A 24,976-nucleotide genomic window follows, 5' to 3' on the forward strand; every position below is an offset into this window, starting at 1 on the left:
ACCCGGACCACTACGCCCAGTGGGAACAGCAGGCCGCCGACCTGGTCGCCGAGCACTGGAACGCCTGATCCCTGCTCGAACAAACGCCTGATCCCTGCTCGAACAATCGAAGACTTTCCTCTACAGGGGGAACAAACCGCTGGCCGGCACCCGACCCAGGGTGCCGGCCAGCGGAATGTCCGGTTCCTGCGTCGCGCTGACCTGCCCCTGCCCGGGTGAGCAGCGACGACATGTGACAGCGTGATCGGATGGACAGCCCGCCCGTTGACGTCGACCTCGCCCTGGTGGGCGGGGGTGGCGCGGCATCGCTGGTGTTGGCCGCGTTGGATCGGCATCGCGTACGCGATCTGCGGGTCGCCGTCGTCGACCCGGTGCACCGACGCGGGCAGGACCGCACCTGGGCGTTCTGGGACGAGCCCGGCAACGACCTGGACGACCTGCTCAGCGCCAGCTGGTCACGCGTCGAGGTGGTCGGGCCGGACGCCCGCCACGCGCTGGACCTGGCACCCCTGCGGTACGCGATGCTGCGCTCCGGCCCGATCTACCAGCGGGCCGCCGAGGCGGAGCGTCGCCTGGACGCGCTCCGGATCCCCGCCGCCGCCGGGCGCGTCGACGACGACGGGGACCGGGTGCTGGTGCACGCCGTCGACGGCCGGTTGCTGTTGCGGGCCCGCTGGCTGCTGGACTCCCGGCCGACCGCACCACGTCGGCCGGGGCGTACCAACTGGTTGCAGCATTTTCGGGGGTGGTGGTTGACGGCCGACCGGCCGGTCTTCGACCCGGACCGCGCGGTGCTGATGGATTTCCGCACCCCGCAGCCGACGCGGGGGGTCTCCTTCGGCTACGTGCTGCCCGTCGACAGCCGGTACGCGCTCGTCGAGTACACCGAGTTCTCGCCCGGCCTGCTGACCGGCGCGGCGTACGACGCGGCGTTGACCGGATACCGGGACCTGCTCGGTCTCGATCCGGCACGCCTGACGGTGTCCGAGGTCGAGAACGGCGTCATCCCGATGACCGACGGCCCGTTCGTGGCCCGACCGTCCCCCCGGGTGGTGCGGCTCGGCACGGCCGGCGGCGCCACCCGTCCCTCGACCGGCTTCACCTTCTCGGCGATGTACCGGCAGGCCGACCAGGTCGCCCGGGCCGTTGCCTCCGGTCGGCCACCGGTGCCCGCACCCGCATACCCCCGCCGCCACCGGTGGATGGACGCGGTCGCCCTGCGGGCGTTGGACGCCAACCTGGTCGACGGGCCGGACTTCTTCGGTCGTCTCTTCGCCCGTAACCCGGCCCCCCGGGTGCTGCGTTTCCTCGACGGGCACACCAGCGTCGTCGAGGACCTGGCGGTGATGCGTTCCACCCGGCTCCGACCGATGGTCACCGCCACCGTCGCCGACGCGGCGGCGCGGATCCGTGACCGGATCACGCCGGCCCGCCGCCCGGCGTGGGTGGTGCCGCCGGCGGTCGTCGACTCCGAGTCATCGGGCACCGACGGCTCAGGTCAGTGATCCGACCGGTCGGCGGCGAGCGCCCGCAGGTGTGCCCTTCCAACCGGAGCACGTCGATCTCGTCGACGGTGCGTGCGTGCAGCCGCCGGTAGAAGCGCAGCGCCGGATCGTTGGTACGCAGCACCCACCACTCCAGGCGGGCGCAGCCGCGCTCCACGGCCAGGCTCGCCAGGTGGGCCAGCAATGCCCGGCTCCGCCGCGCGGAGCACCATCTGGCGACCGGTCACGACTCCACTCACTCCGCCGACCCTAGTGCGGCGTCCGGTCGGCCGGGGGGCAGCGGACGGTAGGGTTTGCCGCCATGGTGGACGAGACGGCCGGCCGGCTGGTGCGGATCTGGACCGACGGGGCGTGTAGCGGCAACCCGGGCCCGGGTGGCTGGGGCGCGGTGTTGCGTTACGGCTCCCACGAGCGCGAGCTGTGTGGTGGGGAGGCCGGTGCGACCACCAACAACCGGATGGAGCTGACCGCCGCCATCGAGGCGCTGGAGGCCCTGACCCGTCCGGTCACCGTCGAGCTGCACACCGACAGCACGTACGTGCGCAACGGCATCACCAGCTGGCTGGCGTCCTGGAAACGCAACGGTTGGCTGACCGCCGCGAAGCAGCCGGTCAAGAACGCCGACCTGTGGCAGCGCCTGGAGCGGGCCTGCGCCCGGCACCAGGTCACCTGGCTGTGGGTCAAGGGCCACAACGGGCACCCGGAGAACGAGCGAGCTGACGCGTTGGCCAACCAGGGCATGAACGAGGCGCGGGCCGCCGCCGTGCCCGGTGGTCGCTGACCCGAGGTCCGTCGGGCGGCGTCCGCCGGTGCTCGGCCGCCGTAGGCGATCTCGCCCCGGTCAGCGACGTCGGCCGCGCCGTACCGGCCTGGCCGGGGTGAGCGGCAGGTGCGACCAGTGGGCCGGGCTCGTGATCCGCCGTGGCAGCCGGGTCCGTGAATCGCCTCGGGCGGCGTCGACCTGTGACTGGTGCAGGAGGAGGGCGTCGGACAGGTCGGCGCCACGCACGTCCGCCCCGCGTAGATCCGCGCCGGTGAGGTCGGCCCGGGTGAGATCCACTCCGCGGAGGTCGGCCCCGATCAGCGTGGCGCCCCGGAGGTTGGCTCCGCGCAGGATGGTGCGCCGCAGGTCGCGGCCGACCAGTGCGGCCCCGCGCAGGTCGGCGCCGGCTCCGCCGCGAGCGCGGGCCAGATCGGCGGTACGCGACAGCAGCGCGTTGACCGTGGCCCGGTGCGCGTCGACGTCGAGGGCGAGCAACGTCTCCGGGCTTTCACCGGCGAGCCGTTCGGTCTCGACCAGTGCGGCTGTCAACTCCGCCCGCAGGTCGGCCGGTGGACGTAGCCGGAGAGACTCGGTCAGATACCAGAGCAGCTCGTGCAGGGGTCGCATCACCGCGAAGACGTCGAACATCGCTTGGGCGTGCCGTGGCTCCTCGCGCCAGTCCCGCCCACCGAAGGTGACCTGGGTGACCCGCTGACCGGCACCGAAGCAGTCGAAGACGGTGCAGCCGGGAAAGCCCCGTTCGCGTAGCTCGGCGTGGATGGCGCAGCCGAAGTCCGCCCGCAGGTTGCGGCAGGGCTGCCCGGCCGGCTTGTCGAGGGCGAAGTCGGCTGACGCGGCGAACGCGGGAGCGACGCAGCACAGGCCGACGCAGCGGGCACAGTCGGCCCGCAGCCCGTCGGCGCCCGCCAGTCGGGGCTCCTGCGGCATCCGGTCTTCCCTCCTCGCCGGTTCGACCGGTGTGGCAGCCGGTCACCGCGTCACGGTACGCCCCGACGGGCACGGCACCGGGCCACCTGCCCCGGTGCCGTGCCGTTCCGGCTCAACGACCGCGTGTCGCGTCGCGGCGAGCCCAACGCAGCAGTGCCGTGAAGGCCAGCGCGGCGGTCACCGCGCCACCGACGAGCCGCACCCGGTGCCCGGCGACGAACTCCTCGGCCACCTGGCGCAGGTACTGCGGTGAGTGGGTGCCGACCGGGTCGACGAACATGATCTCGTTGCGGGGCCAGAAGAAGACGACCGAGAACAGGAACTCGCACGCGACGAAGACCCCGGTCGCGGCGACGACCCACCACCGCAGCCGGCGCTCTCGCCAGGTGAGCACCGTGGCGGCGATGCCGAGCAGCACCACCGAGGCACCCAGTGGTGGAAAGTAGTCGCTCGGGCCGCTGATGGTCAGGAACTCGCGGGCGCGTTCCAGCGAGGCCGGAGCGTTGTGGAAGATGTTCGGGTAGAGCATCACGGTCTCGGCCGCCACGCCCCCGAACGACATCATTGCCGCCCAGGTCAGCGCGACCAGGCCGATCCAGACCAGTCTGCTGCGAGACACCGGTCCTCCTACCGGTTCGGCGCCCGGCCGGGCGCGGTCGGTCCGTTGCGCTACGAACGCTAGGTCGGCGACGGTGGGGCAGCTGCCGTCTGGCGACGCGAATGCGGGTCGCCTCTCGACGTACGCGATGGAGGTTTCGGCACGTCCGTGAGCGACGGAACGGCTAGTGAGCGCCGAGGCGGGCGATGGGCTCGACGAGTTCCCGTTCCTCGTACGACAGATGCGACAGCAGGGTGTCGCTGAGCAGGTCCACTGCGGCCCGCAGCTCGGCCATGCCGTCCGGGGTGGCCACGAAGGCGACCAGCGCGCGGTCGACGCCCTCCAGCACGTCGTGGATGGCGTGGTGTTCCTCCTCGAGGCGGTCGATGACCGGCTTGAGCCGTGGGTCGGCCCGCCGCAGGTGGGGAAAGAGCGACCGGTCCTCGATGGTGTGGTGGGTGGTCACGATCCGGCAGTACGACTCGCAGTAGGTGCCCAGCGTCCACTTGTTCTGCCGCATGGTCATCGTGTTGATGTGCGACCGGGCCGTACCCACGTCGATCAGACCGGCCGCGACCTGCTCGATCAGGTCGTGGATCTGGGCCAGTTCGGCGCGCAGGCCGTCGTGCACGTCGATCAGGTGCTGCGCACCGGCCTGCTCGTGGGCGGTGTAGGTGCGCTGGGGGTCGGGGGCCGGTCCGGTCGGGCGGGCCGCCTCGTCCCACACCCGCACGTCGCTGCGGCGTACGCCGTCGTCCGGCGTGGGAACCACGGCCAACGCGGAAGCGGCGACCCGGGTCGGCGTGGCGGCGGGCGTACCCCCGGCGTCGCTGGCCCGAGGGGGCGCGCCGCTGGCCTGGGCGGTCGCGGTGCCGGACGGCGGGGTGGCGCGCTCGGCGGCGACCAGTTCCCGGGTGGCCGGTGCCACCTCGGCGGCGAAGCGCCGCAGGTCGTCCGGGTCGTCGCTACCGAGGATGAACGTGCTGATCCCCTCGGTCAGGGCCAGGTCGGCCAGTTCCTCGGCCCACTGCTCGGTCGGGCCGTGCAACGGGCCCCGCCCGGTGGCCGCGAACCGTCCGTTGATGTTGAGCAGCCGGCGTACGTCGGCGGGGGACCGGCCCGCCTCGGCGGCGGCCTCGTCGATGATGGCGTTGCCCCGGGCCAGGTCGCCGGGTTGCAGGTAGGCCAGCGAGGGCAGCCAGCCGTCGGCGCGGCGTCCGGTCAACGCGAGCATGCGCGGCTTGTACGCGCCGAGCCAGATGCCCACGTCGTGGGCCGGGGCGGGCCCGCGCTTCGCGCCGACCGCGCGGTGGAACTCACCCTCGACCCGGACACCGCCCCGGGCGTCGACGTCCCAGATCTGGCGGATGATCTCGATCGCCTCCTCCAGGGCGCGTACCCCCTGACCGGGGGAGAGGCGACGGCCTCCCATCGCCTCGATCGCGTCCCAGAACGCGCCCGCCCCGAGGCCGAGTTCCATCCGGCCGCCGCTGAGCAGGTCGAGGCTGGCCACGCTGCGGGCGAGCACGGCGGGCGGGCGCAACGGCAGGTTGGTGACGTTGGCGGAGAGGCGGACCCGTTCGGTGCGCGCGGCGACGAAGCTCAGCAGTGTCCAGGTGTCCAGGAACGCGGGCTGGTACGGATGGTCCTGGAACGTCACCAGGTCGAGCCCGACCTGCTCGGAGAGCATGGCCAACTCGACCGGCCGGGTCGGGTCGGCGTTGCCGGGGGTGAGAAACGACCCGAAGGTCAGCGGGTGCCCGTAGTCGCTCATCGGCGTCCTCTCGGTCCTGCGGCGGGGTTGCCACAGGAAAATGTTATGTCGTACAGAACATCATTGCCCAAGAAAATCTGTGACGTACGCTATCGTGGGGTGATGAGCGGTGCCCAGGCCAGCGATCCGATCAACGACGATCTCGGTTGGATGCTCGGTGTCGTCTTCCGCGCCTACATCCGCGCCGCCGACCACGCCGTCGGTGACCTGCCCGGCGGACCCCGCGGATACCAGGTGCTCACCTCGGCCGACCGGGAACCCGCGCGCAACCAGGGCGCGATCGCCGAGGAGTTGGGCATCGACCGCACCGTGCTGACGTATCTGATCGACGACCTGGAACGGGACGGACTGGTGGTCCGCCGACCCGATCCGGCGGACCGGCGCAGCCGCCTGGTCACCCTCACCGAGGCCGGGCGCGAGGCCGCGCGGCAGCGCCGGACGGCGCTCGAGGCGGTCGAGTCGCGCCTGCTGCGGGAGCTGTCGCCGGAGCAGGCCGGCACCCTGCGGACCCTGCTGCGGCAGGTGGCCTGCGCGGCGCAGGCCGTCGACCCGCTCACCGACCTGTGCCAGGTGGCCGAGGCGGCGGTGGAACGGCCGCCGACCCGGGCACGCCGGAGGGCGAAGCCCGGCGCGGACCTGACGTAGCGCGTCCCCGGGATGCCGTGACCGGGACGGCCGCCCAGGCGGTACACCTGGACACGAGGCGTACCGCCTGGGCGGCCCGGGTCATCCTCGGCGCGGCTCGGTAGACCGTTCACCGCACAGGCGGGCGTCGGCGGCCTGCTGGCCGTCCTCGTCGCCGGCCACCTCGCAGATCGCCGCCGCGTCCGCCCAGTGCCGCCGGGCCTCCTCGGGACGGCCCAGCGCCGCGACCGCGTCGCCCAGATGCAGCAGCGTCCGGCCCAGCCCGGCGTCCGGACGGCCGCCCTCGCGCAGCCGCCGGCTCTCCGTCAGCAGGTCGTATGCCTGCTGGGCCTGTCCCGGAGCCACGCCCAGCAGCGCCACCCCGGCATTGAGCAGCGCCACCGCCCGATTGGTCGGGTCACCCAGCGACTCGTACTCGCGCAGCGCGGCCCGCCACGCCTGCGCCGCGTCGAGGTGCTCGCCCATCGCCGTGTGGACCAGCACCAGGTTGGTCAACGCCGCCGCGTAGCCGCGGGCGTCGCCGAGCGAACGGAACGAGTTCGCCGCGCGTACCAGCAGGTCGTGTGCGCTCTCCAGGTCGTGGCGGGCCAACCTCGCCGCCCCCAGCCCGAGATCGCTGAGCGCCTGCCCGGCCCGGTCGGAACCGGCCCGGTGCCGCCGGGACAGCTCCAGATGTTCCACCGCCTCGTCGATGCGACCGAGGTCGATCAGGGCCAGCCCGAGATTCATCCGCGCCTGGGCGGTGCCCCGACGGCCCTGCCCGGCGACCGCCAGGCTGAGCGCGGCCACCGCGCCGTACGGGTCGTGTCGGCGGCGTCGCAGCACCCCCAGTTCGTTGTGGGCCCAGCCGGCGATCTCCGGCCGGTCCTGGGCGGTCGGGTTCGCCAGCACCGTCCGGCAGACGTCCTCCCACTCGTCGAGCCGCTCGGTGTGGGCGAGCCATCCGCACAACGCCACGGCCAGCCGGAACCACCAGTCCCGCACCCGGCGAGGCAACGACTCCACCGCTCCGGCCGGCACCTTCACCACCGCCAGCAGCAACTCCTGATGCAGGTCGAACCAGCCGTACGGGTCGTCGTCGGGGAGTCGGTGATCGCGGTCGAGCGCGCCGGTGGCCAGGGCCGCCACCTGTTGCTCGGCCCGGCGGGCCAGGTGCCGGGTCAACCGCGCCTGCACGGTGACCCGACGGTGCACCGGCTCTGCCTCCCGCAGGTGCATCCGGGCGAATCCGGCGAGCAGCGGACGGACCTCGTACCGGTCGCCGGGCGCGCCGACGACGAAGGCGCCGTCGGCCAACTCGTCCAGCAGGGCGGCGACCCGGTGCGGTCGGCGATTGGCGAGCGCGGCGATGGTGGACCGGTCCAGCGGCACCCGGCTCAGCGACAGCAGCCGCCACAGTCGCCGAGCCTCCCCGCTGAGCGCGTGGTACGCGGTGTCCCGGGCGGTGACCAGGCCCGTCACCGGGGAGACGGCCACCCGTTGATGCGGCGGCGTGTCGGCGGCACGACGCAGCGCGCGCAGCACGTCGTCGTGCCGCCAGCCGTGTTGTGCGCTGCGTCGTCCCAACTCGGTGACCACCCGTGGCTGCCGCCCACACAGCTCGACGATGTCGCGTACCGCCGGGTCGGAACGCGGGTCCGGGCGGTGCGGGCGGGGTACGGCGGTGGCCGCGCCGGCGGCGGCGAACATCTCCACCGCGTCGTCGACGTCCGGCTCGGCCAGCCAGTACGCCATCACCCCGTCGAGCGCGGCGAGTCGGCCGGTGCCGGCCAACAACAGCCGGCAGGTCCGGGCGGTGGGTGGCAGCAGCGGCCGGACCTGCGCCGGATAGTCCACGTTGTCGACTACCAGCAGCACCTTGCGGCCGTCCAACTGCCCGATCAGCTCGTCGGCGGCGTCGGCCAGGTCGTCCGGTCTGCCGGACCGGGGAGCGCCGGTGCCGACGATGCGGGCCAGCGCGGCCAGCACCTCCCGGGGCGACCGGGCCCGCCCACCCCGGCGCACGTCGAGGTAGTACTGCCCGTCGGGGAAGTCCGCGCGGCTCAGGTTCGCCGCCTGGACGGCACACCAGGACGTGCCCACGGCCCGCCGGCCCACCACCGCCACCGCGTGCTCCGGGGCGAGCAGCGCCACCACCGTCTCCGCCTGGCCGCGCCGTCCGGTGTACCCGGCCGGCCACGGCAGGGTCGGCGCGTTGCTGCTCGCCTGGGTGTCGGCCTCCTCGCCCGCCGGTAGCTGCTCGCGACGCCGCCGCCACTCCACCACGAAGGAGGCGACCACCCCGATCGCCGCCAGCCCCACGCTGGCCGAGCCGAGGACGGTCAGCGACAACTCGGAGAGCAGATTGCCGGTGATGTTGCCGAGCACGGCGCTGGCCCCGGCACCGACCACCCCGCCGACGGCCAGCAACGCGCTCAGCAGCCGGGGCCGGCGCGACGGCGACCCGGTCACCGCACACCCCCGGCGACCAGACCGGCGACCACGCGCTTGCGGGCCAGCACGAACACCAGCACCGGCAGGATCGAGGCGAGCACGCACCCGGCGGCGAGCGTGCCGCTACCGGCCACGAAGCCACGGGTCTGCCCGGCGAGGAACAACCCGAGCGGCGTCGTACCCGGCCCGCTGAACAGCAGACCCACCACCAGGTCGTTCCACACCTGCACGAACTCCAGCACCGCCACCGCCACCAGCGCGGTCCGGTTGTGCCGGGCCAGCCGGCGCAGCGTGCCCCACCAGTGCCGCTCACCGATCCGGGCGGCACGGACCTGCTCGGCGGGCAGGTCGGCGAAGGAGTTGCGCAGCACCAGCACCGCGAACGGCACACCGAGGGCGATGTGCACCAGGGCGACCCCTCGGGCTGTGCCGGAGGAGAGCACCAGCCCGAGCACCTCGTTGACCGGGCCGGCGATCACCTGCACCGGTACCACCACCGCGACGGTGAGCACCAGCCCGGTGGCCTGCGCGGCCGGTCCGGTCAGCCAGGCCAGCGGGTACGCGGCGAGCAGCGCGATGCCCAGCACCGCGACGGTGACGACGGTGGCCAGCGCCAACGTGAAACCGAGGCTGCGCCACAGCTCCGGGCCGGTGAGCACGGCCCGGTAGGAGTCCAGGCCCGGCGGGCTGGCCCACCAACCCTCGGTGGCCGCCCGCACCGGGCTCTGCAACGAGGTGGCCGCCAACACCCCCAGCGGCAGCAGCCAGGCGAGCGCCGCGCCGGCGGCGAGCAACCGGACCAGCCGTCGCGGTGGCGGTGCGGTGCCGGTGCCACCGGCCGGTCGCTGCGGCGGCGGCCACGCCTGCCGGACGAACAGGGCCACCACCAGCATGCCGGCGGCCACCGCGATCAGCCACACGACGCCCAGGGCGGCACCCTCACCGGTGGTCGTCGCACCGGAGGTCTGCCAGATCCGCAACGAGAGCACCGCCGCCTCGTCCCGCACCGAGCCGGGTGTCATCACCAGGATCAGGTCGAAGGTGCGGCTGGTGCCCACGGCGACCAGGGCGAAGACCACCGCGACGGTACGCAGCAGCAGCGGTCGCCACTGCGCGTCCCACAGCACGTCGCGGCGACTGCCACCGAAGGCCCGCACCGCGTCGGCCAGGTCGGTCGGCACCGCGTCGAGGGCGGCCCGGAACACCAGCATCGCCAGCCCGGCCCACGCCCACACGAACGCCGACATCACCGCCACGGTGACCAGGTCCGGCCCGAGCACCTGCGGCAACTGCTCCGGGTCGCGCCCGTTCACCCAGGTCAGCAGCAGGGTGACCGGTCCGCGCCTCGGGTCGGGGTCGTAGAGCAGCCGGAAGGTCACCCCGGTGACCACCAGCGGCAACGCGGTCGGCACCATCAGGATGAGCCGGACCAGCCAGCCCTCCTGGGAGCGCCGGGAGGCGGCGGCGAGCAGGTAGCCCAGGACCGTGACCACCATCGGCACCAGCAGCGCCCACAGCAGGGTGCGCCCGATCACCGCGGCGGTGCCGGGCGCGGCGAGCGCGGCCCGGTAGTGCTCGGCGCCGACCCAGCGGCCGTCGGTGGTGACGCTGGCGTGCAGCGTACGCAGCACCGGCCAGGCCAGCAGACCGCCGAGCAGCAGCACCGCCGGTGCCAACAACGCCCAGCCGACACCGGCCGCCGGGTAGGCCCGGCCGCGCCGGGGCGGACCGACGTCGTCGAGCACCGCCAGCTCGCCCAGCAGCGGACCCCGACTCACCGGCCACCTCCCGCCGTCCGGGCCGCCTCGGCGAGCTGGCCGGTCGCCTGGCGGATCGCCTCCCGGGCGGGCATCCCGCCGGTCACGTTCATGAAGAAGTCCTGCATGATCCGCCAGATCCCCACCCCGTCGGTGCCGGTGAAGGTGCCGGGCAGCTGGTCGGAGAGGTCGAACCGCACGGTGTCGGCGGTGCGCAGTTCGTCGGCGAGCCGCCGGCGCAGCGGGTCACGGTAGCTGTCCACCGGCACGGCGAGGTTGGGGGACAGGTAGCCGCCGGCGTCCAGCCAGGGCCGGAACGTCGTCGCCTGGCTGAGCCAGTGCACCAGGTCCGCGCCGCCGGGAGATCCGGTGAACGCCACCGCCGCGTCGCCACCGACGATCAGCGGCTGCTCGGTCACCCGGGCGCCGGGGAAGCGGAAGGTGACCAGCGGCTCGGAGCCCTGGCGGAACCGGTCGACCACCGCGTCGACGAAGTCGGCCTCGAACACCATGACGGCCTCGCGGTGGTGCACCACCTGGATGATCGACTCCTCGAACTGGGTGAGCAGGGCCCGCCGCCCGCCGCCCGGGAAGGCACCGTCCACACTCCACAACTCGGCCAGGCGGTCCAGCGCGTACGCCACGGACGGGCCCCGCCAGTCGGCCTCGCCACGGGCCAACGCCGCGTACAGGTCTGCCCCGGCGACGTCGGCGAGCACGTTCTCGAACCAGTCGGTGAGCACCCAACCGTCGGCGGCGCCGATGGCCAACGGGGCCGGGCCGGCACCCGCCCGGTGCCGTGCGCCGAGTCGGCGGGTCAACCACACCAGCGCGTCCCAGGATCTCGGCGGTTCGTCCAACATCGACGGGAAGTGCCAGAACAGCGACTTGTGGGCGGCCTTGACCCAGACGCCGTAACGGCGTCGGTCGACGTCGAGCAGGTCGGCCATGCCGCCCGGGGCGGTGTAACTCGCCGCCGGGGACACCTCGCTGAGCCAGCCCCGCCGGGCGTACTCGACGACCAGGCCGGGGCGGGGCAGGATCGCCACGTCGGGGCTGGTACCGGCGGCACGGCGGGCGGTCAGGAACGCGTCGATGTCGTTGCCCACCCCGATGACCTGCACGCTCGTCGGGTAGTCGGCGACCACCTGACGGAACCGGGCCAGCTCGCCACCGGCCCAGACGACCGCCACCTGCACCGACCGACGCCCCTGACCGCAGCCGCCGACCGTGGCGGTGGCGGCGGTCGTCGCCGCCGCGCGCAGCAGCGTGCGACGGCTGACCGTGGTCACGACCGCACCGCCGACCGGACCGGGTCGGGCGGCGTGTCGTCGGCGGGCGTCACCCGGCGGTCGACACCGGCGAGGGCCTCCTCGTCGGCCGAGCAGAGCAGCACCGTCACGCCGGGGCCGTCCGGAGGGGACGTACGGTCGAGCAGCTCCGGCAGCTGCACCCCGTCGACCGGGGCGGGCAGGTCGACCACGAGCACCTCGGGCAGGCAGGCCATGGCCCGGGCGAGCGCCACCCGGAACCGTTGTGCCTCGGACAGCTGGTGCGGACGCAGCCCCAGCGTCGGGGTGAGTTCGAGCCGTTCGACCAGGGTTGCCGCCCAGCCTTCGGCGACCTCGCGTACCCCTCGCCGACGGCGCTGACCGTAGGAGATGTTGCGCCCGACGGTGAGGTGGGGCAGCAGGGCGCTGCCGGCCGGGACGTACCCGATGCGGCGGCGCAACGGCGGCAGGTCGGTGACGTCGCGGCCGCCGACCAGGATCCGCCCGCTGACCGGCGCGGCCAGCCCGGCCACCACCCGGGCCACGGCGGTGGCCGTCGGCGGCGGAACCACCAGGGCGACCGCCGCGCCGACAGCCACGTCGATGTCGAGCGGCGACATCTCCGGCACGGCAACGAGGTCGAGCGTGCGTAACGTGACCATCACCTCCGATGACCCCCGTCGTCCTCCCAGATTGTCACAGCGGCACCACGCTCGGTGCCCCACCCGCCGTCCACCGTGGCCGTCGCAGCGCCCGGTTACGGTGCTGTCCATGACAGCGTCGACACCCTTCGCATCCGGCCGCGACGCCGACGTCTACGCCCTCGACGGCGGCCGGGTGCTGCGCCGCTACCGGGACGGCACCGACGTCACCGAGGAAGCCCGGTTCATGTCCCATCTGCACGCCGCCGGTTTTCCGGTGCCCCGGGTGCACCGGGCCGACGGCGCGGACCTGGTCATGCAGCGGGTACCCGGCCCGACGATGCTCCAGGCGCTGGTGTCGGGCACGATCGAGGTGGTGCCGGCCGCCGACATCCTCGCCGGGCTGCACCGTCGGCTGCACGCCGTCGCGCCGCTGCCCGGCGCCCACGGCGGCGAGCGCATCCTGCACATGGACGTGCATCCGGACAATGTCCTGCTCGACCCGGACGGGGCGGTGCTGGTCGACTGGCGCAACGTCCGGCACGGTCCGCCCGGACTGGACGTGGCGATGACCGCCCTGATCCTCGCCCAGGTCGCGGTCGATCCGGACCAACCGATGGCGGCGGCCGCCGACGAGATGCAGCGCGCCTACCGGTACGCGCTGTGCGACCACGCCGCCCCGCTCGTCGCCGACGCCGTGGCCATCCGCCGCGCCAACCCCACCCAGACCCCGACCGAGTTGGCCCTGCTGGACCAGGCGGCGGCCCTGCTCACCTCGTGACGAGGAGCCCGGGACGGCAGCGGGATAGGCTGCCGACATCGGTACGCGGGCAGGAGACGAGATGACCTCAGACCATGTCGACGTGCTCATCGTCGGCGCGGGCCTGTCCGGCATCGGCGCCGCCTGTCACCTGCGGCGTCGCCACCCGGGCAAGAGCTACGCGGTGGTCGAGGCGCGCGACGCGATCGGGGGCACCTGGGACCTGTTCCGCTACCCGGGCGTCCGGTCGGATTCGGACATGTTCACCCTCGGCTATTCGTTCGCGCCGTGGACCGCCCCGAAGAGCCTCGCCGATGGCGCGACCATCCGCGACTACCTGCGGCGGACCGCCGACGAGTACGACGTCACCCGGCACATCCGGTTGCGGCACCGGGTCCAGCGGGCCGAGTGGGACAGCCGGCTGGCCCGGTGGACGGTGCACGTCCAGCGCGCGGACAGCGCCGACACCGTCGTGCTGACCTGCTCCTTCCTGTACGCCTGCACCGGCTACTACCGGTACGACGCCGGCCACACGCCGCACTTCACCGGCCAGGAACAGTTCACCGGCCGGATCGTGCACCCGCAGCACTGGCCCGCCGACCTCGACCTGACCGGCCGTCGGGTGGTGGTGATCGGCAGCGGTGCCACCGCCGTGACGCTGGTGCCGGCATTGGCCCGGCAGGCCGCCCGGGTGACCATGCTGCAACGGTCACCCGCGTACCTGCTGACGCTGGCCTCCCGCGACCGCCTCGCCGACGCCCTGCGGCGGCTGCTGCCGGCGCGCCTGGCGCACCGGAGCGTGCGTTGGAAGAACGTCCTGCTCGCCACGGCCACCTACCAGCTCAGTCGGCGTGCCCCCCGGCTGGTACGCGGGCTGCTGCGCCGGGACGCGGCGCGGCGGCTCCCCGCCGGTTACGACGTCGACCGCCACTTCACGCCCCGCTACGACCCGTGGGACCAGCGGCTGTGTGTGGTCCCCGACGGCGACCTGTTCGCGGTGTTGTCCGACGGGCGGGCCGAGGTGGTCACCGACACCGTGGACACCTTCACCGCCGGAGGCATCCGGCTCGCCTCGGGTCGGGAGTTGCCCGCCGACGTGGTGGTCACCGCCACCGGGCTGGACCTGCTCGCCCTCGGCGGCATCACCCTGCGGGTGGACGGGGTCGACGTCGAGCTGCCGGAGTGCGTCGCCTATCGGGGGATGATGCTCTCCGGGGTGCCCAACTTCGCCATGACCATCGGCTACACCAACGCCTCGTGGACCCTCAAGGCCGACCTGGTGGCCGGTTACGTGTGTCGGCTGCTGCGCCATCTGGACCGCACCGGAACCCGGATCGTCACCCCGGTCGCCCCGCCGCCGGGCCCGCGTCCGCCGCTGATCGGCCTCACCTCCGGGTACGTGCGGCGCGGCGTCGGACGACTGCCCCGGATGGGCACCCGGGGCCCCTGGCGGGTGCACCAGAACTACCTACGTGACCTGCTGTCCCTGCGGTACGGGCGGCTACCCGACGCCGACCTCCGGTTCGACCGGGCCGGCTCAGCGCGAAGGAGTCCTGTCGATGCGTAGGTTCACCGTCACCGGCGGGGTGGCGGTGGTCACCGGTGCCGCCGGCGGTATCGGCGCCGCGTTGGCCCACGCCCTGGCCCGCCGGGGTGCCGAGCTGGTGCTCCTGGACCGGGACGCCGACGGGCTGGCGACGGTGGCCGCCGCGATCCGGGCCGAGCATCCCGACCGGCAGGTGTGGACCCACCAGGTCGACCTGGCCGACGCGGCGGCCACCGGGGCGCTCGCCGACCGGATCGTCGCGCGGCACCCCCGGATCCGGCTGCTGGTCAACAACGCCGGGGTGGCGTTGGGCGGCCGGTTCGACGAGGTGACCCTGGCCGAGTTCGGCTGGGTCGTCGACGTCAACTTCCGGGCCGTGGCGCAGCTGACCCACGCGTTGTTGCCGGCGCTGCGGGCCGAACCCGGCGCACACCTGGTCACCATCTCCAGCCTGTTCGGTTTGATCGCCCCGCCCGGCCAGGTCGCCTACGCGGCCAGCAAGTTCGCGGTACGCGGCTTCACCGAGGCGTTGCGGCACGAACTCGCCGTCGACGGCATCGGCGTCACCTGCGTGCATCCCGGTGGCGTCCGGACCGGCATCGCCCGCGACGCGCGGGTGGGCAGCGGTGTCGACCGGGCCGAGTACGAGGCGGGCCGGCAGCGGTTCGAGCGGCTGCTCACCATCGACCCGGCGGTCGCCGCCGAGACCATCCTGCGCGGTGTGACCCGGCGGCGGGGGCGCGTGCTGGTCGGCTGGTCGGCACGGCTGCTGGACCTGCTGGCCCGGATCGCGCCGACCGGCCACGGCCGCCTCCTGGCCGCCGCCGTCAACCGCGCCGACGCCCGGCGGGCCCGCACCCCGGTGTGAGTGTGAGCGCCGCAGCCGGCATGCCACCCGGGCGACCCGATGGGAGTGTCGTCGCGTGGCCCGCCGGTGGAAGCGGTGCCGATCCGCCGTCGCGGCGGTAGGTTCGCCTGCGGAGGCGAACGTGGCAGCCGACGACAGGGCGCGCCGGCGCGGAGTAGGAGGACAACGTGAGCCAGCAGGTACGGGGAGTCATCTCCCGCAGCAAGGGCGCGCCCGTCGAGGTGACCGAGATCGTGGTGCCCGACCCCGGTCCGGGTGAGGCGGTGGTCCGGGTGCAGTCGTGCGGGGTCTGCCACACCGACCTGCACTACCGCGAGGGCGGCATCAACGACGACTATCCGTTCCTGCTCGGCCACGAGGCCGCCGGCGTCGTCGAACAGGTCGGCGAGGGGGTGGACGACGTCGCGCCCGGTGACTTCGTGGTGCTCAACTGGCGCGCCGTCTGCGGGACGTGCCGGGCCTGCCGACGGGGTCGCCCGTGGTACTGCTTCGCCACCCACAACGCCGCCCGGAAGATGACCCTGACCGACGGCACCGAACTGTCCCCGGCGCTGGGCATCGGCGCGTTCGCCGAGAAGACCCTGGTCCACGCGGGCCAGTGCACGAAGGTGGACCCGGCGGCCCGACCGGCCGCTGTCGGGCTGCTCGGCTGCGGGGTGATGGCGGGCCTCGGTGCGGCGATGAACACCGGCGGGGCGACCCGGGGCGACTCGGTGGCGGTGATCGGCTGCGGCGGTGTCGGCGACGCGGCGATCGCCGGCGCGGCCCTGGCCGGAGCGACGACGATCGTCGCGGTGGACACCGACTCCCGCAAGCTCGACTGGGCCCGCAGGTTCGGCGCCACCCACACCGTCAACGCCTCCGAGGCGGACCCGGTGGCGGAGATCCAGGCCGCCACCGGTGGCTTCGGCGCCGACGTGGTGATCGACGCGGTCGGCCGTCCGGAGACCTGGAAGCAGGCCTTCTACGCCCGCGACCTCGCCGGCACCGTGGTGCTGGTCGGCGTACCCACCCCCGAGATGCGCGTCGAGTTGCCGCTGCTGGACGTCTTCGGCCGGGGCGGGGCGCTCAAGTCCAGCTGGTACGGCGACTGCCTGCCCAGCCGCGACTTCCCGATGCTCACCGAGCTGTACCTGCAGGGCCGGCTCGACCTGGACGCCTTCGTCACCGAGGAGATCAGCCTGGACGGGGTGGAGGAGGCGTTCGCCCGGATGCACCACGGCGACGTGCTCCGGTCGGTGGTGGTCTTCTGATGGTCGCCCACATCGACCACACGGTCACGTCCGGCACCTTCTCCCTCGACGGTCAGACCTTCGACGTCGACAACAACGTCTGGGTCGTCGGCGACGACACCGAGTGCGTCGTCATCGACGCCCCGCACGACGTCAACGCCATCCTCCAGGTGGTCGGCGGGCGGCGGGTCACCGCGATCGTCGCCACGCACGCCCACGACGACCACGTCCGGGTCGCCCCGCGACTGTCCCGGGCCACCGGTGCCCCGGTGCTGTTGCACCCCGCCGACCGGGTGCTGTGGGACCTGGTCCATCCCGACGAACCGCCGGGCGGCACGCTGGACGACAGCCAGCTCATCGAGGTGGGTGGAACCACGCTGACCGTGCTGCACACGCCCGGTCACAGCCCCGGCGCGTGTTGCCTGTACGCCCCCGAGTTGGGGGTGGTCTTCACCGGTGACACCCTGTTCGCCGGTGGCCCGGGTGCCACCGGTCGCTCGTACAGCGATTTCGACACCATCGTCGACTCGATCCGGGACCGGCTGCTCACCCTGCCGCCGGAGACCGTGGTGCACACCGGACACGGCGACAGCACCACCATCGGGGCGGAGGCACCCCAACTGCCGCAGTGGCTCGCCCGGGGCCACTGAGAGCGGGTCGGCCGTCCGCCGAAACCGGGATGCGCGGGCGGGACGGTCCCCACGACACTGCCGGCATGTCCGACCCGACGCTGACCGCCGCGCAACGTGCGACACTGCGCCACGTGCGCACGGTGGCACTGCGCGACCGTGCCGCCGCGCTGGCCGTCGTCGGGCGGGCGCTGGCCGGCACCGGCGTACGCCTCGAACCGGAGCGGCTCGTCGGGGCGATCGGTCGGCAGGGGCGGGTCACCCTCAACTTCCATCCGGACCGGCTGCGCGCCGACGGCCGCACGGTCGCCGAGGCGCTCGCCACCGAGGGGGTCTACCGCAGCCAGTTCGAGACGCGGATCTCCAACGGTGGCCTCACCGCGTACCCGGGCGGGGACCGTGACCGCTGGGAGGAACGCCTGTTCGGCGGCGCCTACCAGCGCCCGGGTGTCGGCCCGGCACAGCGGCCGAAGTACGGCGGCCTGAACCTGCTCGACCATCCCGACGGGGCCTGTCCCCGGTTCGGCTCCTGCCACCTGCGGCTGCGTCCCGAGGTGCTGACCCGGACCACGTTCTGCTTCGGCGAGTTCGCGCGGTCGGGGGAGCCGTTGCACGCCGCGCTGATCGGGCGGGCCGCGGCGTCCGTGGTGACCGAGCCGGGGCGATGGGCCGATCGGGGTCCGGCAGCGGACACGTTGCAGCAGCTCAAGCAGCTCTGGCACGTCCTGGTGCGCTTCGGCGTTCCGTACGAGGTTTAGCACCCGTTGCCCGTTTCGTGCCCGACCGGAGTCACCTCGGCGGTCTGCACGGTGACCTGGGTCGCAGCCGACCGCCACCGCCGCATTTCCGGAATGGCGGACATGCCAGCCGGGTTGTGTTCCCCAGAGCGCCGGCTGGCAAACCTCGACCGGCCGCGCCTGTGTCCCCCGAGAGCGGCTCAGCCCCGAGCGGCTCGTACCCGATCGAAAGGGCAACCATCGTGAAGCTGGACTTCACTCGATGGCTCCCGGCCATCGCGACGATCCCGAACCGGAAGACCGCGCTCAGCGTGGTGGGCGTGACCGCCCTCGCCGGACTCGCCGTCGGCCCCACCGCCGTGGCGGCACCGATCACCACCGGGCCGCACTCCGGCGCGGTCGCGGCGATCGACCGGGCGACCGGCCGTACCAGCGCCGACGTCCCGGCGGAGTCCGGGCTGACCACCGCCGGTCGTACCGACAAGCCGGACGCCGGCAAGCCGACCCGCGGCGAGCTCATCCCGCACGGCGTGCAGGGTGCCCAGTCGCGCATCCCGCTGGACAAGGCCCAGCGGGACAACGCCAAGACCATCATCGAGGTGGCCAAGCGCACCGGTGTGGGCGAGCGGGGCGCGGTGATCGGCATCGCCACCGCGTTGCAGGAGTCGAAGCTCTACAACCTCGGCCACCTGGGCGCGTGGAACGACCACGACTCGCAGGGCCTGTTCCAGCAGCGTCCGTCCACCGGATGGGGCAGCGTGGAGCAGATCACCGACCCCGAGTACTCCTCGACCGTCTTCTTCGAGGCCCTGAAGAACGTCGGCGGCTGGCGGGATATGCCGCTGACCACCGCCGCGCAGACGGTGCAGGTGTCGGCCTACCCGTTCCACTACGCGCAGTGGGAGGAGCAGGCGGCGGACATCGTCTCGCAGCTCTGGTGACACCGACGTCAGTGATCCACCGGCCGGTCCCGTCCGCGGGGCCGGCCGCGGTGGTTTCCGACGATGTCGACGCCGGCCACCACCAGGGCCAGCGTGATGATCGCCGCCGAGGTGAGCAGCGACCGTTCGAACGCCCGTGACCAGGCGTCCGTGCCGTCGCCCAGCGCCGCGAAGAAGGCCGCACCCACCACCGCGATCCCGGCGGCCGAACCGATCCGCTGCCCGGTCTGCAACATCCCGGCACCGCTGCCGGCCTGCGGGACCGGTACGGCGGACAGGGTCAACGTCTGGTTGGGCGCGATCACCAGACCGCTGCCGAGCCCGGCGAGCAGCAGCGGCAACGCGGTCACCCAGGGCACCGGAGCCTGCGGCACCAGCTCGATGGCCAGCGCGGCGAGGCCGAGACCGGTCACCACCGCGACCAGGCCGGTGGCGACCAGCGGGCGGCCGTACCGGTTGACCAGCCGTCCGCCGACGGCGGACGCGACGGCCGAGCCCAGCGCGAACGGGGTGATCGCCGCACCGGCGACCAGGGCGCTGTAGCCACGCCCGTTCTGCAGGTAGAGGGTGAAGATGAAGAATATCGCGGTGAACCCGCCGAAGTAGAGCAGCGCGATCGCCGAGCCGAGACGGTACGACCGGATGCGGAACAGGCCCACGTCGAACAGTGGTGGGCCGGTCCGGGCGTACCGTCGCTCCCAGCCGACGAAACCGGCGAGGACCGCCAGGCCGACGGGCAGCAGCAGCCACTTCGTCGCGCCGTGCCACTGTTCGTGCTGCACCAGCGGCAGCAGCACGAGGGTGACCCCGACGCCGAGCACCAGTACGCCGACCGGGTCGAACCGGCGTCGCCGGTCACGTGGGGTGACCCGACCGGGCAGCAACCGCCAGCCGAGCAGCACCGCGACGATCCCCACCGGCACGTTGACGAAGAAGACCCACCGCCAGCCGTGTTCCGCGCCGCCTGCGGCGATCAGCAGGCCGCCGAGCAGCGGACCGACCGCGGTGGAGATGCCGATGGTGGCGCCGAGCCACCCGAAGGGCCGGGCCCGCTCGGGCCCGGCGAACAGTTGCTGGATGAGGCCGGTCACCTGCGGGTTCACCACACCGGCGGCGGCGCCCTGGAGCAGTCGGGCGGCGATCAGCCAGCCGGGGGACTGGGCGACTCCGGCCATCGCGCTGGTCAGCGTGAACAGGGCGATGCCGAAGACGAACGCGTTGCGTCGCCCTCGGACGTCGCCGAAGCGTCCCGCCGGCACCAGGACCAGCCCGAAGGTGAGGGCGTAGCCGGACAGCACCCATTGCAGGTCGCTGGAATCGGCCCGCAGGGCGCGCTCCAGGGAGGGCAGCGCGACGTTGACGATGCTGATGTCGAGCAGCGTCATGAACGCCGCGACCAAGCCGACCCCGAGGGCCTGCCAGCGACGCCTGTCGTTCAGCGCCCCGGGCTCCGCCGAACCTGCGGTCAACCGACGATCCCGCGTCGGGCCGCCGGGCGCACCATCACGCCAACTGCTGCGCGCAGAAGCGGGGGCCGAAGTCGAGCCCGGCCATCGGCGAGTCCTCCCGGTGCAGCAGGTTCTTCTCGGTCAGCAGGTGCAGCGGAGTCTGCAGTTGCTCCTCGGTCAGGCCGCACTCCTGGGCGATCATATCCGGGTAGGGGACCTGGCCGCGGGCCTCCAGGGCCGCCACCGCGTCGTACACCCGTGCCTCGATGTCCGACAGCCGCACCTGTTGCATGGTGTCCTCCTCGCGCCTCGTCCGCCTGCGGCAGGCGGTCTGCGGCAGGCGGTCTGCGGCGGGCGCTTACCCGGCGCGGCGGGAAAAATGCCTGCCCGGCAGCGGTGCGGCGGCCGACGGAGCCGGTGGCCATCCGGTCGCGGACGACTGACGTGACCCGCCGCTGGCGCCCGGAGTCGGTGGGCCTCGCGCCCGAATGGGCTGCTCTACCCTGCATCCGTGAACGTCTGGGAACTCGTGGTGATCGGCGGGGGCCCCGCCGGGCTCTCCGCCGCCTACGTCGCCGCCCGGCGCGGGGTCCGCACGCTGGTCGTCGAGCGTGCCGCGCATCCGAGGTACAAGACCTGTGGTGGCGGCCTGATCGGCACCTCACTGGCGGCGCTCGCCGGACGGATCGAGGTACCCGCCCACGACCTGGTGGACCGGATCACCTTCACCCTCGACGGGCGCGGCGGATTCACCCGACGGCATGCTGGTGGTCCGTTGGTGAGCATGGTGCGCCGGGAGGAGTTCGACGACCGGTTGCGCGCCGCCGCGGTGTCCGCCGGTGCCGAGCTGCGTCAGCGGGCGACGGTCCGCTCGGTGGAGCAGGACCCCGACGTCGTACGGGTGCGGCTGGCCGACGGTGAGGTGCTCCTGGCCCGTACCGTCATCGGTGCCGACGGCTCCTCCGGGGTGAGCGCCCGGCACGTCGGAGTGCGTCACCGCCAGGTGGATCTGGGGCTGGAGCTGGAACTGCCGGTGTCCCCGGCCGAGCAGGCTCGGTGGCGGCGGCGCGCGCTGCTCGACTGGGGTCCGCTGCCCGGCTCGTACGCCTGGGTCTTCCCGAAGGGCGATCGGCTCACCGTCGGGGTGATCGCCGGCCGGGGTGAGGGGGAGCGGACCCGGCGGTACCTGGCCCGGTTCGTCGACCGCCTCGGGCTGGCCCACGTGTCGCCGACGCACGACTCGGGTCACCTGACCCGCTGCCGGGCCGACGACTCACCGCTGCGCCGGGGGCGGATGCTGGTCGCCGGTGACGCGGCCGGTCTGCTGGAGCCCTGGACCCGGGAGGGGATCAGTTACGCGCTGCGCTCCGGTGAGCTGGCCGGTGCGGCGGTGGCCGCCGCCGATCTCGGCGGCTACGAACGGTCGGTGAGCGAGCGTCTGGTCCCGGCCATGCGCGCCGGGCATCGGCTGCTCGACGTCTTCTCCCGGCGGCCCGGGGTCTGCCACACGCTGCTGGCCACCGCGCCGGGCTGGCGCGCGTTCACCCGGTTCTGCCTCGGGCGGGCCGACTTCGACGAGTTGGTCGGGCGGCCCTCCGTCCGGGCCGCGCTGGCCCTGGCCGAGCGGCTGCCGGGCCCACGGAGGGCGGTCCCGGCCCGAGCCGCCCGCTGACACCGGATCCTGGATCACCGGGTGATCCAGGATCCTAGGATGCCTTACGCGAGGTGAGCCGCACCGCCGAGCCGCAGCCGCCCGGCGTTTCGCCCCGGGCGGCCCGGGTAGGGCCTAGCGGGACCGCATTCCACCCGCCCGGCGAGGAGACCCCGTGAGCGAGACGCAGCACACCCAGCAGGACCCGACCGAGCAGTTCGGCCAGCGGTCCGGGCAGCCGAGCCAGCAGCAGAGCCCGCCGGGGCGGACCGGTGCGATGTCGCCGAAGCCCGACCACGGAGAGGACTCCTACCGGGGGACCGGCAAGCTCGACGGCAAGAAGGCGGTGATCACCGGTGGTGACTCGGGTATCGGCCGGGCGGTCGCCATCGCGTACGCCCGGGAGGGGGCCGACGTCCTGATCTCCTACCTCGGTGACGGAGAGGAGGCGGACGCCCGGGAGACGGTACGACTCATCGAGGCCGCAGGCCGCAAGGGTGTCGCGGTCCAGGGTGACATCGCCGACGAGCACCACTGCACGACGCTGATCGAGCGAGCGGTCAGTGACCTGGGCGGCATCGACATCCTGGTGAACAACGCCGCGTACCAGATGGCGCAGGACAAGGGCATCGCCGGCATCAGCACCGAGCAGTTCGACCGGGTGTTCAAGACCAACCTGTACGCGATGTTCTGGCTGTGCAAGGCGGCGTTGCCACACCTGGGCGACGGGTCCACGATCATCAACACGTCCTCGATCCAGGCTTTCGACCCGTCGCCGCAGCTGCTCGACTACGCCACCACCAAGGCGGGCATCGCGAACTTCACCAAGGCGCTCGCCGCCGACCTGGTCGACCGGGGCATCCGGGTCAACGCGGTGGCTCCGGGGCCGATCTGGACTCCGCTGATCCCGGCGACCATGCCGCCGGAGAAGGTCGAGCAGTTCGGCACCGACACCCCGATCGGTCGGCCCGGTCAGCCGGCGGAGCTGGCGCCCGCGTACGTCTTCTTCGCCTCGCAGGAGTCCAGCTACATCACCGGCGAGATCCTGGGCGTCACCGGCGGGCGTTTCACCAAGTGATGGGAGCGCAGGCGCGGCCCCGCCGACCCGACGCGGGTCAGCGGGGCCAGTCCGCCAGGCGTCGCCGGACCTGGCCGATGTCGGCGGGGTCGAGGCCATAGCGGGTGAACCGGTGGTCCGGGATCCGGTCGAGATAGCGGCCCGCCGCCCGGACGTCCTCGTCGTCGACGGCAGGATCGAGCTGCCGGGCGAGATCCAGCAGCTCGGCCACCGACCGGTGGGCCAGGGCGGAGGCCACGTCGATGTAGTCGCGCACCTCGCGGCGGTTGACCAGGGCGGCGGTCTTGTTCGCGATGAGGTCTCGGACGTCCATCACCGGCCCGAGGTCCATCACCACCGGGCTGCGGTGCCGGTCGAGACGGGCCAGACTGAGGCGGATCTGCCGGTCGTCCCGGGTGACGACGAAGTCCCGTAGATCCCGGTCGAAACCGTCGAAGAGGTCACCGAGGTCGCTGTCCGGGTCGGCGTCGGCCACCTCGAACCCGGCGCGTTCCAGTGCGGTCCGAACGTCGGCCGCCGCCGCCGCGGCGGCGCCCTCCACGTCGGCGAAGAGGTCGACGTCCTCGGTGGGGCGGGTGACCAGGCCGTGCGCCGCCCAGGCCACGCCACCACCGAGCACGAAGCGGTACGGTCCGGCGACGGTCAACGCGATCCGGGCAACCTCGCGGTAGAACTCGTGTGGATGCGCGTGCGGGGATGCCCCGGTCACGCCGACCGGAGACTCTGGTGTCGGCTCTCCCACGCCAGTCGCACGCCCCGGGGCAGGTTGAGCCGTTTCCACACCCGGCGCAGTGTCCGCCCGTTCACCAGCTGCCGCAGGTCGTCGAGGCGCGCGGTCTCGCGCAGCACGTTCTCGTACAGCCAGAGCAACTGGTCGGGGTCGGCGAGGTCGAAGGCGCGGTCGGCGCACCACATCAGCCGCACCGGCAACTCGACCACCCCTCGGGTGGGGCCACGCAGTTCGGTGAGTGTCCGGGCTACCACGGCGGGACGACCGGGTCGGGCCAGGTGCGCCACGCCGGTCGAGGTGGGGGAGACCGCCTGCATGCTGTCAGGGTAACCCCAGATCGGCTCGGCTCGTGCCGATGACCTGCCTCGGGCGTGATTCGTGGGGCGTGGCCGTGGGGGTGTGGCCTGCCGTGCCCGGCTCCGGGCGGTCAGGCCTGATCCCTGCGCCGGGTTCGGCAGGCCACACCCTGGCCTCGTGGGTGGTTGATCACCTTGTGTGTCGGGTGTCCGGTTTCGGGGTGGCGGTGGGTGGAATCTGCGGGGGGTGGCGGGCGTTGTAATGGGTGGCTGACCAAGGAGGGCCCGGCCGGCCGCCGCCACGGGCGGTGAGATCCGGGAATGACCGGCCACGGTCAGTCGTTGTACATGGTCCCGGCGCGTGATGTGGCCGCGCCCCACGCGCCCTACCGGCCCACCCCCTCCGGCCGGTGTACGCACCACGTTCTTTCCGCCGCCTGACGGCGTCTGCGTCGCCCGCCCCCCACGGAGGCGACGCTCACCCCCGAACGCGAAGGAGATCCCCCATGAACACCATGCTGCGCAAGAGCATCCTCGGAATCGCCGGCCTCACCGCCGCCGCCGGACTCGCTGCCGGCCCGCTCAACCACGCCGCCACCGAGGCGTTCTCCTCGGCGAACCCCATCGCCGCCGTCCAGGCTGAGAAGCCGGACACCGGCAAGCTGTTGCCGCATGGTGCTCCGGCGGGTCAGTCGCATGTCGACCTGAACGATGAGCAGGTGGGG

At 73.3% G+C, this 24,976-nt stretch carries 24 protein-coding genes and 1 pseudogene; 13 read left to right on the forward strand and 12 right to left on the reverse strand.

Features of this window, described 5'->3' with window-relative positions:
• Nucleotides 1-248: 248 nt before the first annotated feature.
• A complete protein-coding gene (locus FF096_RS25390; protein WP_155222084.1) occupies nt 249-1,505 on the forward strand; it encodes a lycopene cyclase family protein in 1,257 nt (418 codons plus the stop codon).
• On the opposite strand, the gene FF096_RS27610 is transcribed toward FF096_RS25390, so the two are convergent.
• Nucleotides 1,420-1,689: a GNAT family N-acetyltransferase gene (locus tag FF096_RS27610; protein WP_155222085.1), complete on the reverse strand. Its 270-nt coding sequence runs from the start codon at nt 1,687-1,689 to the stop codon at nt 1,420-1,422. The two genes, FF096_RS25390 and FF096_RS27610, sit on opposite strands and share 86 nt — an antisense overlap.
• Nucleotides 1,690-1,806: 117 nt before the next feature.
• Here FF096_RS27610 and rnhA point away from each other — a divergent pair, with 117 nt between their 5' ends.
• Nucleotides 1,807-2,286 (forward strand): ribonuclease HI, encoded by a 480-nt coding sequence (rnhA, locus tag FF096_RS25400; RefSeq protein ID WP_155222086.1) that lies wholly within the window; start codon nt 1,807-1,809, stop codon nt 2,284-2,286.
• A gap of 60 nt (nt 2,287-2,346) precedes the next feature.
• Here rnhA and FF096_RS25405 read toward each other — a convergent pair whose 3' ends face one another.
• From FF096_RS25405 to FF096_RS25415, 3 genes are all read right to left on the reverse strand, one after another.
• Nucleotides 2,347-3,216, reverse strand: a complete 870-nt coding sequence (locus FF096_RS25405; RefSeq protein ID WP_155222087.1) for a pentapeptide repeat-containing protein — start codon at nt 3,214-3,216, stop codon at nt 2,347-2,349.
• Nucleotides 3,217-3,328: 112 nt separating this feature from the next.
• Nucleotides 3,329-3,835: a DUF1772 domain-containing protein gene (locus tag FF096_RS25410; RefSeq protein WP_309223915.1), complete on the reverse strand. Its 507-nt coding sequence runs from the start codon at nt 3,833-3,835 to the stop codon at nt 3,329-3,331.
• A gap of 163 nt (nt 3,836-3,998) precedes the next feature.
• A complete protein-coding gene (locus FF096_RS25415; protein ID WP_155222088.1) occupies nt 3,999-5,588 on the reverse strand; it encodes an LLM class flavin-dependent oxidoreductase in 1,590 nt (529 codons plus the stop codon).
• A gap of 102 nt (nt 5,589-5,690) precedes the next feature.
• Here FF096_RS25415 and FF096_RS25420 point away from each other — a divergent pair, with 102 nt between their 5' ends.
• Nucleotides 5,691-6,233 carry a MarR family winged helix-turn-helix transcriptional regulator gene (locus FF096_RS25420; RefSeq protein WP_155222089.1) on the forward strand — a complete coding sequence of 181 codons (543 nt, stop codon included), beginning with the start codon at nt 5,691-5,693 and terminating at the stop codon, nt 6,231-6,233.
• A gap of 81 nt (nt 6,234-6,314) precedes the next feature.
• Here FF096_RS25420 and FF096_RS27400 read toward each other — a convergent pair whose 3' ends face one another.
• From FF096_RS27400 to FF096_RS25440, 4 genes are read right to left on the reverse strand one after another with little or no spacing between them, the layout of a single operon-like run.
• Entirely contained in the window at nt 6,315-8,684 is a 2,370-nt protein-coding gene (locus FF096_RS27400; RefSeq protein WP_155222090.1) for a tetratricopeptide repeat protein, read from the reverse strand.
• Nucleotides 8,681-10,444, reverse strand: a complete 1,764-nt coding sequence (locus FF096_RS25430) for an ABC transporter permease subunit (RefSeq protein WP_155222091.1) — start codon at nt 10,442-10,444, stop codon at nt 8,681-8,683. Before FF096_RS25430 ends, FF096_RS27400 begins: the two co-directional genes overlap by 4 nt.
• Nucleotides 10,441-11,715 (reverse strand): extracellular solute-binding protein, encoded by a 1,275-nt coding sequence (locus tag FF096_RS25435; RefSeq protein WP_196222651.1) that lies wholly within the window; start codon nt 11,713-11,715, stop codon nt 10,441-10,443. Before FF096_RS25435 ends, FF096_RS25430 begins: the two co-directional genes overlap by 4 nt.
• The gene (locus FF096_RS25440; RefSeq protein WP_196222652.1) at nt 11,712-12,356 is read right to left on the reverse strand and encodes an ATP-binding cassette domain-containing protein; all 645 of its coding nucleotides are present in this window, start codon (nt 12,354-12,356) and stop codon (nt 11,712-11,714) included. Before FF096_RS25440 ends, FF096_RS25435 begins: the two co-directional genes overlap by 4 nt.
• Before the next feature lie 109 nt (nt 12,357-12,465).
• Here FF096_RS25440 and FF096_RS25445 point away from each other — a divergent pair, with 109 nt between their 5' ends.
• The 7 genes from FF096_RS25445 to FF096_RS25475 all read left to right on the forward strand — a co-directional run bounded on the left by FF096_RS25445 (nt 12,466) and on the right by FF096_RS25475 (nt 19,048).
• A complete protein-coding gene (locus tag FF096_RS25445) occupies nt 12,466-13,116 on the forward strand; it encodes a phosphotransferase (RefSeq protein WP_155222094.1) in 651 nt (216 codons plus the stop codon).
• A 61-nt stretch (nt 13,117-13,177) separates the two neighbouring features.
• Nucleotides 13,178-14,662 carry an NAD(P)/FAD-dependent oxidoreductase gene (locus FF096_RS25450; protein ID WP_155222095.1) on the forward strand — a complete coding sequence of 495 codons (1,485 nt, stop codon included), beginning with the start codon at nt 13,178-13,180 and terminating at the stop codon, nt 14,660-14,662.
• A complete protein-coding gene (locus tag FF096_RS25455; protein ID WP_155222096.1) occupies nt 14,655-15,509 on the forward strand; it encodes an SDR family oxidoreductase in 855 nt (284 codons plus the stop codon). The genes FF096_RS25450 and FF096_RS25455 overlap by 8 nt, the downstream gene beginning before the upstream one ends.
• A gap of 167 nt (nt 15,510-15,676) precedes the next feature.
• On the forward strand, nt 15,677-16,762 hold the full coding sequence (locus FF096_RS25460) for an S-(hydroxymethyl)mycothiol dehydrogenase (RefSeq protein ID WP_309223916.1): 1,086 nt from the start codon (nt 15,677-15,679) through the stop codon (nt 16,760-16,762).
• Nucleotides 16,762-17,391 carry an MBL fold metallo-hydrolase gene (locus FF096_RS25465; RefSeq protein WP_155222097.1) on the forward strand — a complete coding sequence of 210 codons (630 nt, stop codon included), beginning with the start codon at nt 16,762-16,764 and terminating at the stop codon, nt 17,389-17,391. Before FF096_RS25460 ends, FF096_RS25465 begins: the two co-directional genes overlap by 1 nt.
• Before the next feature lie 65 nt (nt 17,392-17,456).
• A complete protein-coding gene (locus FF096_RS25470; protein ID WP_155222098.1) occupies nt 17,457-18,128 on the forward strand; it encodes a DUF3626 domain-containing protein in 672 nt (223 codons plus the stop codon).
• 221 nt (nt 18,129-18,349) lie between these two features.
• Nucleotides 18,350-19,048, forward strand: a complete 699-nt coding sequence (locus FF096_RS25475) for a hypothetical protein (RefSeq protein ID WP_309223917.1) — start codon at nt 18,350-18,352, stop codon at nt 19,046-19,048.
• An 8-nt stretch (nt 19,049-19,056) separates the two neighbouring features.
• Here the strand turns inward: FF096_RS25475 and FF096_RS25480 are convergent, their stop codons facing one another.
• Together FF096_RS25480 and FF096_RS25485 are read right to left on the reverse strand one after the other, a co-directional pair.
• The gene (locus FF096_RS25480) at nt 19,057-20,517 is read right to left on the reverse strand and encodes an MFS transporter (RefSeq protein ID WP_230462967.1); all 1,461 of its coding nucleotides are present in this window, start codon (nt 20,515-20,517) and stop codon (nt 19,057-19,059) included.
• 34 nt (nt 20,518-20,551) lie between these two features.
• Nucleotides 20,552-20,788: a hypothetical protein gene (locus FF096_RS25485; RefSeq protein ID WP_155222099.1), complete on the reverse strand. Its 237-nt coding sequence runs from the start codon at nt 20,786-20,788 to the stop codon at nt 20,552-20,554.
• A 219-nt stretch (nt 20,789-21,007) separates the two neighbouring features.
• Between FF096_RS25485 and FF096_RS25490 the strand changes: the two genes are divergently transcribed.
• Nucleotides 21,008-22,168, forward strand: coding sequence for a geranylgeranyl reductase family protein (locus FF096_RS25490; RefSeq protein WP_309223918.1), 1,161 nt, complete (start codon nt 21,008-21,010; stop codon nt 22,166-22,168).
• Nucleotides 22,169-22,322: 154 nt separating this feature from the next.
• Complete coding sequence (locus FF096_RS25495; protein WP_309223919.1) at nt 22,323-23,225, forward strand: SDR family oxidoreductase; 903 nt, start codon at nt 22,323-22,325, stop codon at nt 23,223-23,225.
• 37 nt (nt 23,226-23,262) lie between these two features.
• Here the strand turns inward: FF096_RS25495 and FF096_RS25500 are convergent, their stop codons facing one another.
• Nucleotides 23,263-23,934: a nucleotidyl transferase AbiEii/AbiGii toxin family protein gene (locus FF096_RS25500; RefSeq protein WP_309223920.1), complete on the reverse strand. Its 672-nt coding sequence runs from the start codon at nt 23,932-23,934 to the stop codon at nt 23,263-23,265.
• A complete protein-coding gene (locus FF096_RS25505) occupies nt 23,931-24,272 on the reverse strand; it encodes a hypothetical protein (RefSeq protein ID WP_155222101.1) in 342 nt (113 codons plus the stop codon). The genes FF096_RS25500 and FF096_RS25505 overlap by 4 nt, the downstream gene beginning before the upstream one ends.
• Before the next feature lie 485 nt (nt 24,273-24,757).
• Here FF096_RS25505 and FF096_RS25510 point away from each other — a divergent pair.
• Nucleotides 24,758-24,976: pseudogene (locus FF096_RS25510) on the forward strand (hypothetical protein); the annotation flags it as partial.

This window comes from Micromonospora sp. CP22 (assembly GCF_009712475.1).
GTDB lineage: Bacteria > Actinomycetota > Actinomycetes > Mycobacteriales > Micromonosporaceae > Micromonospora.

Excerpts from the sequence above, each read along its gene's own strand:
- FF096_RS25450 (WP_155222095.1), top strand. The coding sequence starts at position 13,178 with ATGACCTCAGACCATGTCGACGTGCTCATCGTCGGCGCGGGCCTGTCC.
- FF096_RS25470 (WP_155222098.1), top strand. The coding sequence starts at position 17,457 with ATGTCCGACCCGACGCTGACCGCCGCGCAACGTGCGACACTGCGCCAC.
- FF096_RS25420 (WP_155222089.1), top strand. The coding sequence starts at position 5,691 with ATGAGCGGTGCCCAGGCCAGCGATCCGATCAACGACGATCTCGGTTGG.
- FF096_RS25505 (WP_155222101.1), bottom strand. The coding sequence starts at position 24,272 with ATGCAGGCGGTCTCCCCCACCTCGACCGGCGTGGCGCACCTGGCCCGA.
- FF096_RS25445 (WP_155222094.1), top strand. The coding sequence starts at position 12,466 with ATGACAGCGTCGACACCCTTCGCATCCGGCCGCGACGCCGACGTCTAC.
- FF096_RS25405 (WP_155222087.1), bottom strand. The coding sequence starts at position 3,216 with ATGCCGCAGGAGCCCCGACTGGCGGGCGCCGACGGGCTGCGGGCCGAC.
- FF096_RS25485 (WP_155222099.1), bottom strand. The coding sequence starts at position 20,788 with ATGCAACAGGTGCGGCTGTCGGACATCGAGGCACGGGTGTACGACGCG.
- FF096_RS25455 (WP_155222096.1), top strand. The coding sequence starts at position 14,655 with ATGCGTAGGTTCACCGTCACCGGCGGGGTGGCGGTGGTCACCGGTGCC.
- FF096_RS25440 (WP_196222652.1), bottom strand. The coding sequence starts at position 12,356 with ATGGTCACGTTACGCACGCTCGACCTCGTTGCCGTGCCGGAGATGTCG.
- FF096_RS25415 (WP_155222088.1), bottom strand. The coding sequence starts at position 5,588 with ATGAGCGACTACGGGCACCCGCTGACCTTCGGGTCGTTTCTCACCCCC.
- FF096_RS25390 (WP_155222084.1), top strand. The coding sequence starts at position 249 with ATGGACAGCCCGCCCGTTGACGTCGACCTCGCCCTGGTGGGCGGGGGT.
- rnhA (WP_155222086.1), top strand. The coding sequence starts at position 1,807 with ATGGTGGACGAGACGGCCGGCCGGCTGGTGCGGATCTGGACCGACGGG.
- FF096_RS25465 (WP_155222097.1), top strand. The coding sequence starts at position 16,762 with ATGGTCGCCCACATCGACCACACGGTCACGTCCGGCACCTTCTCCCTC.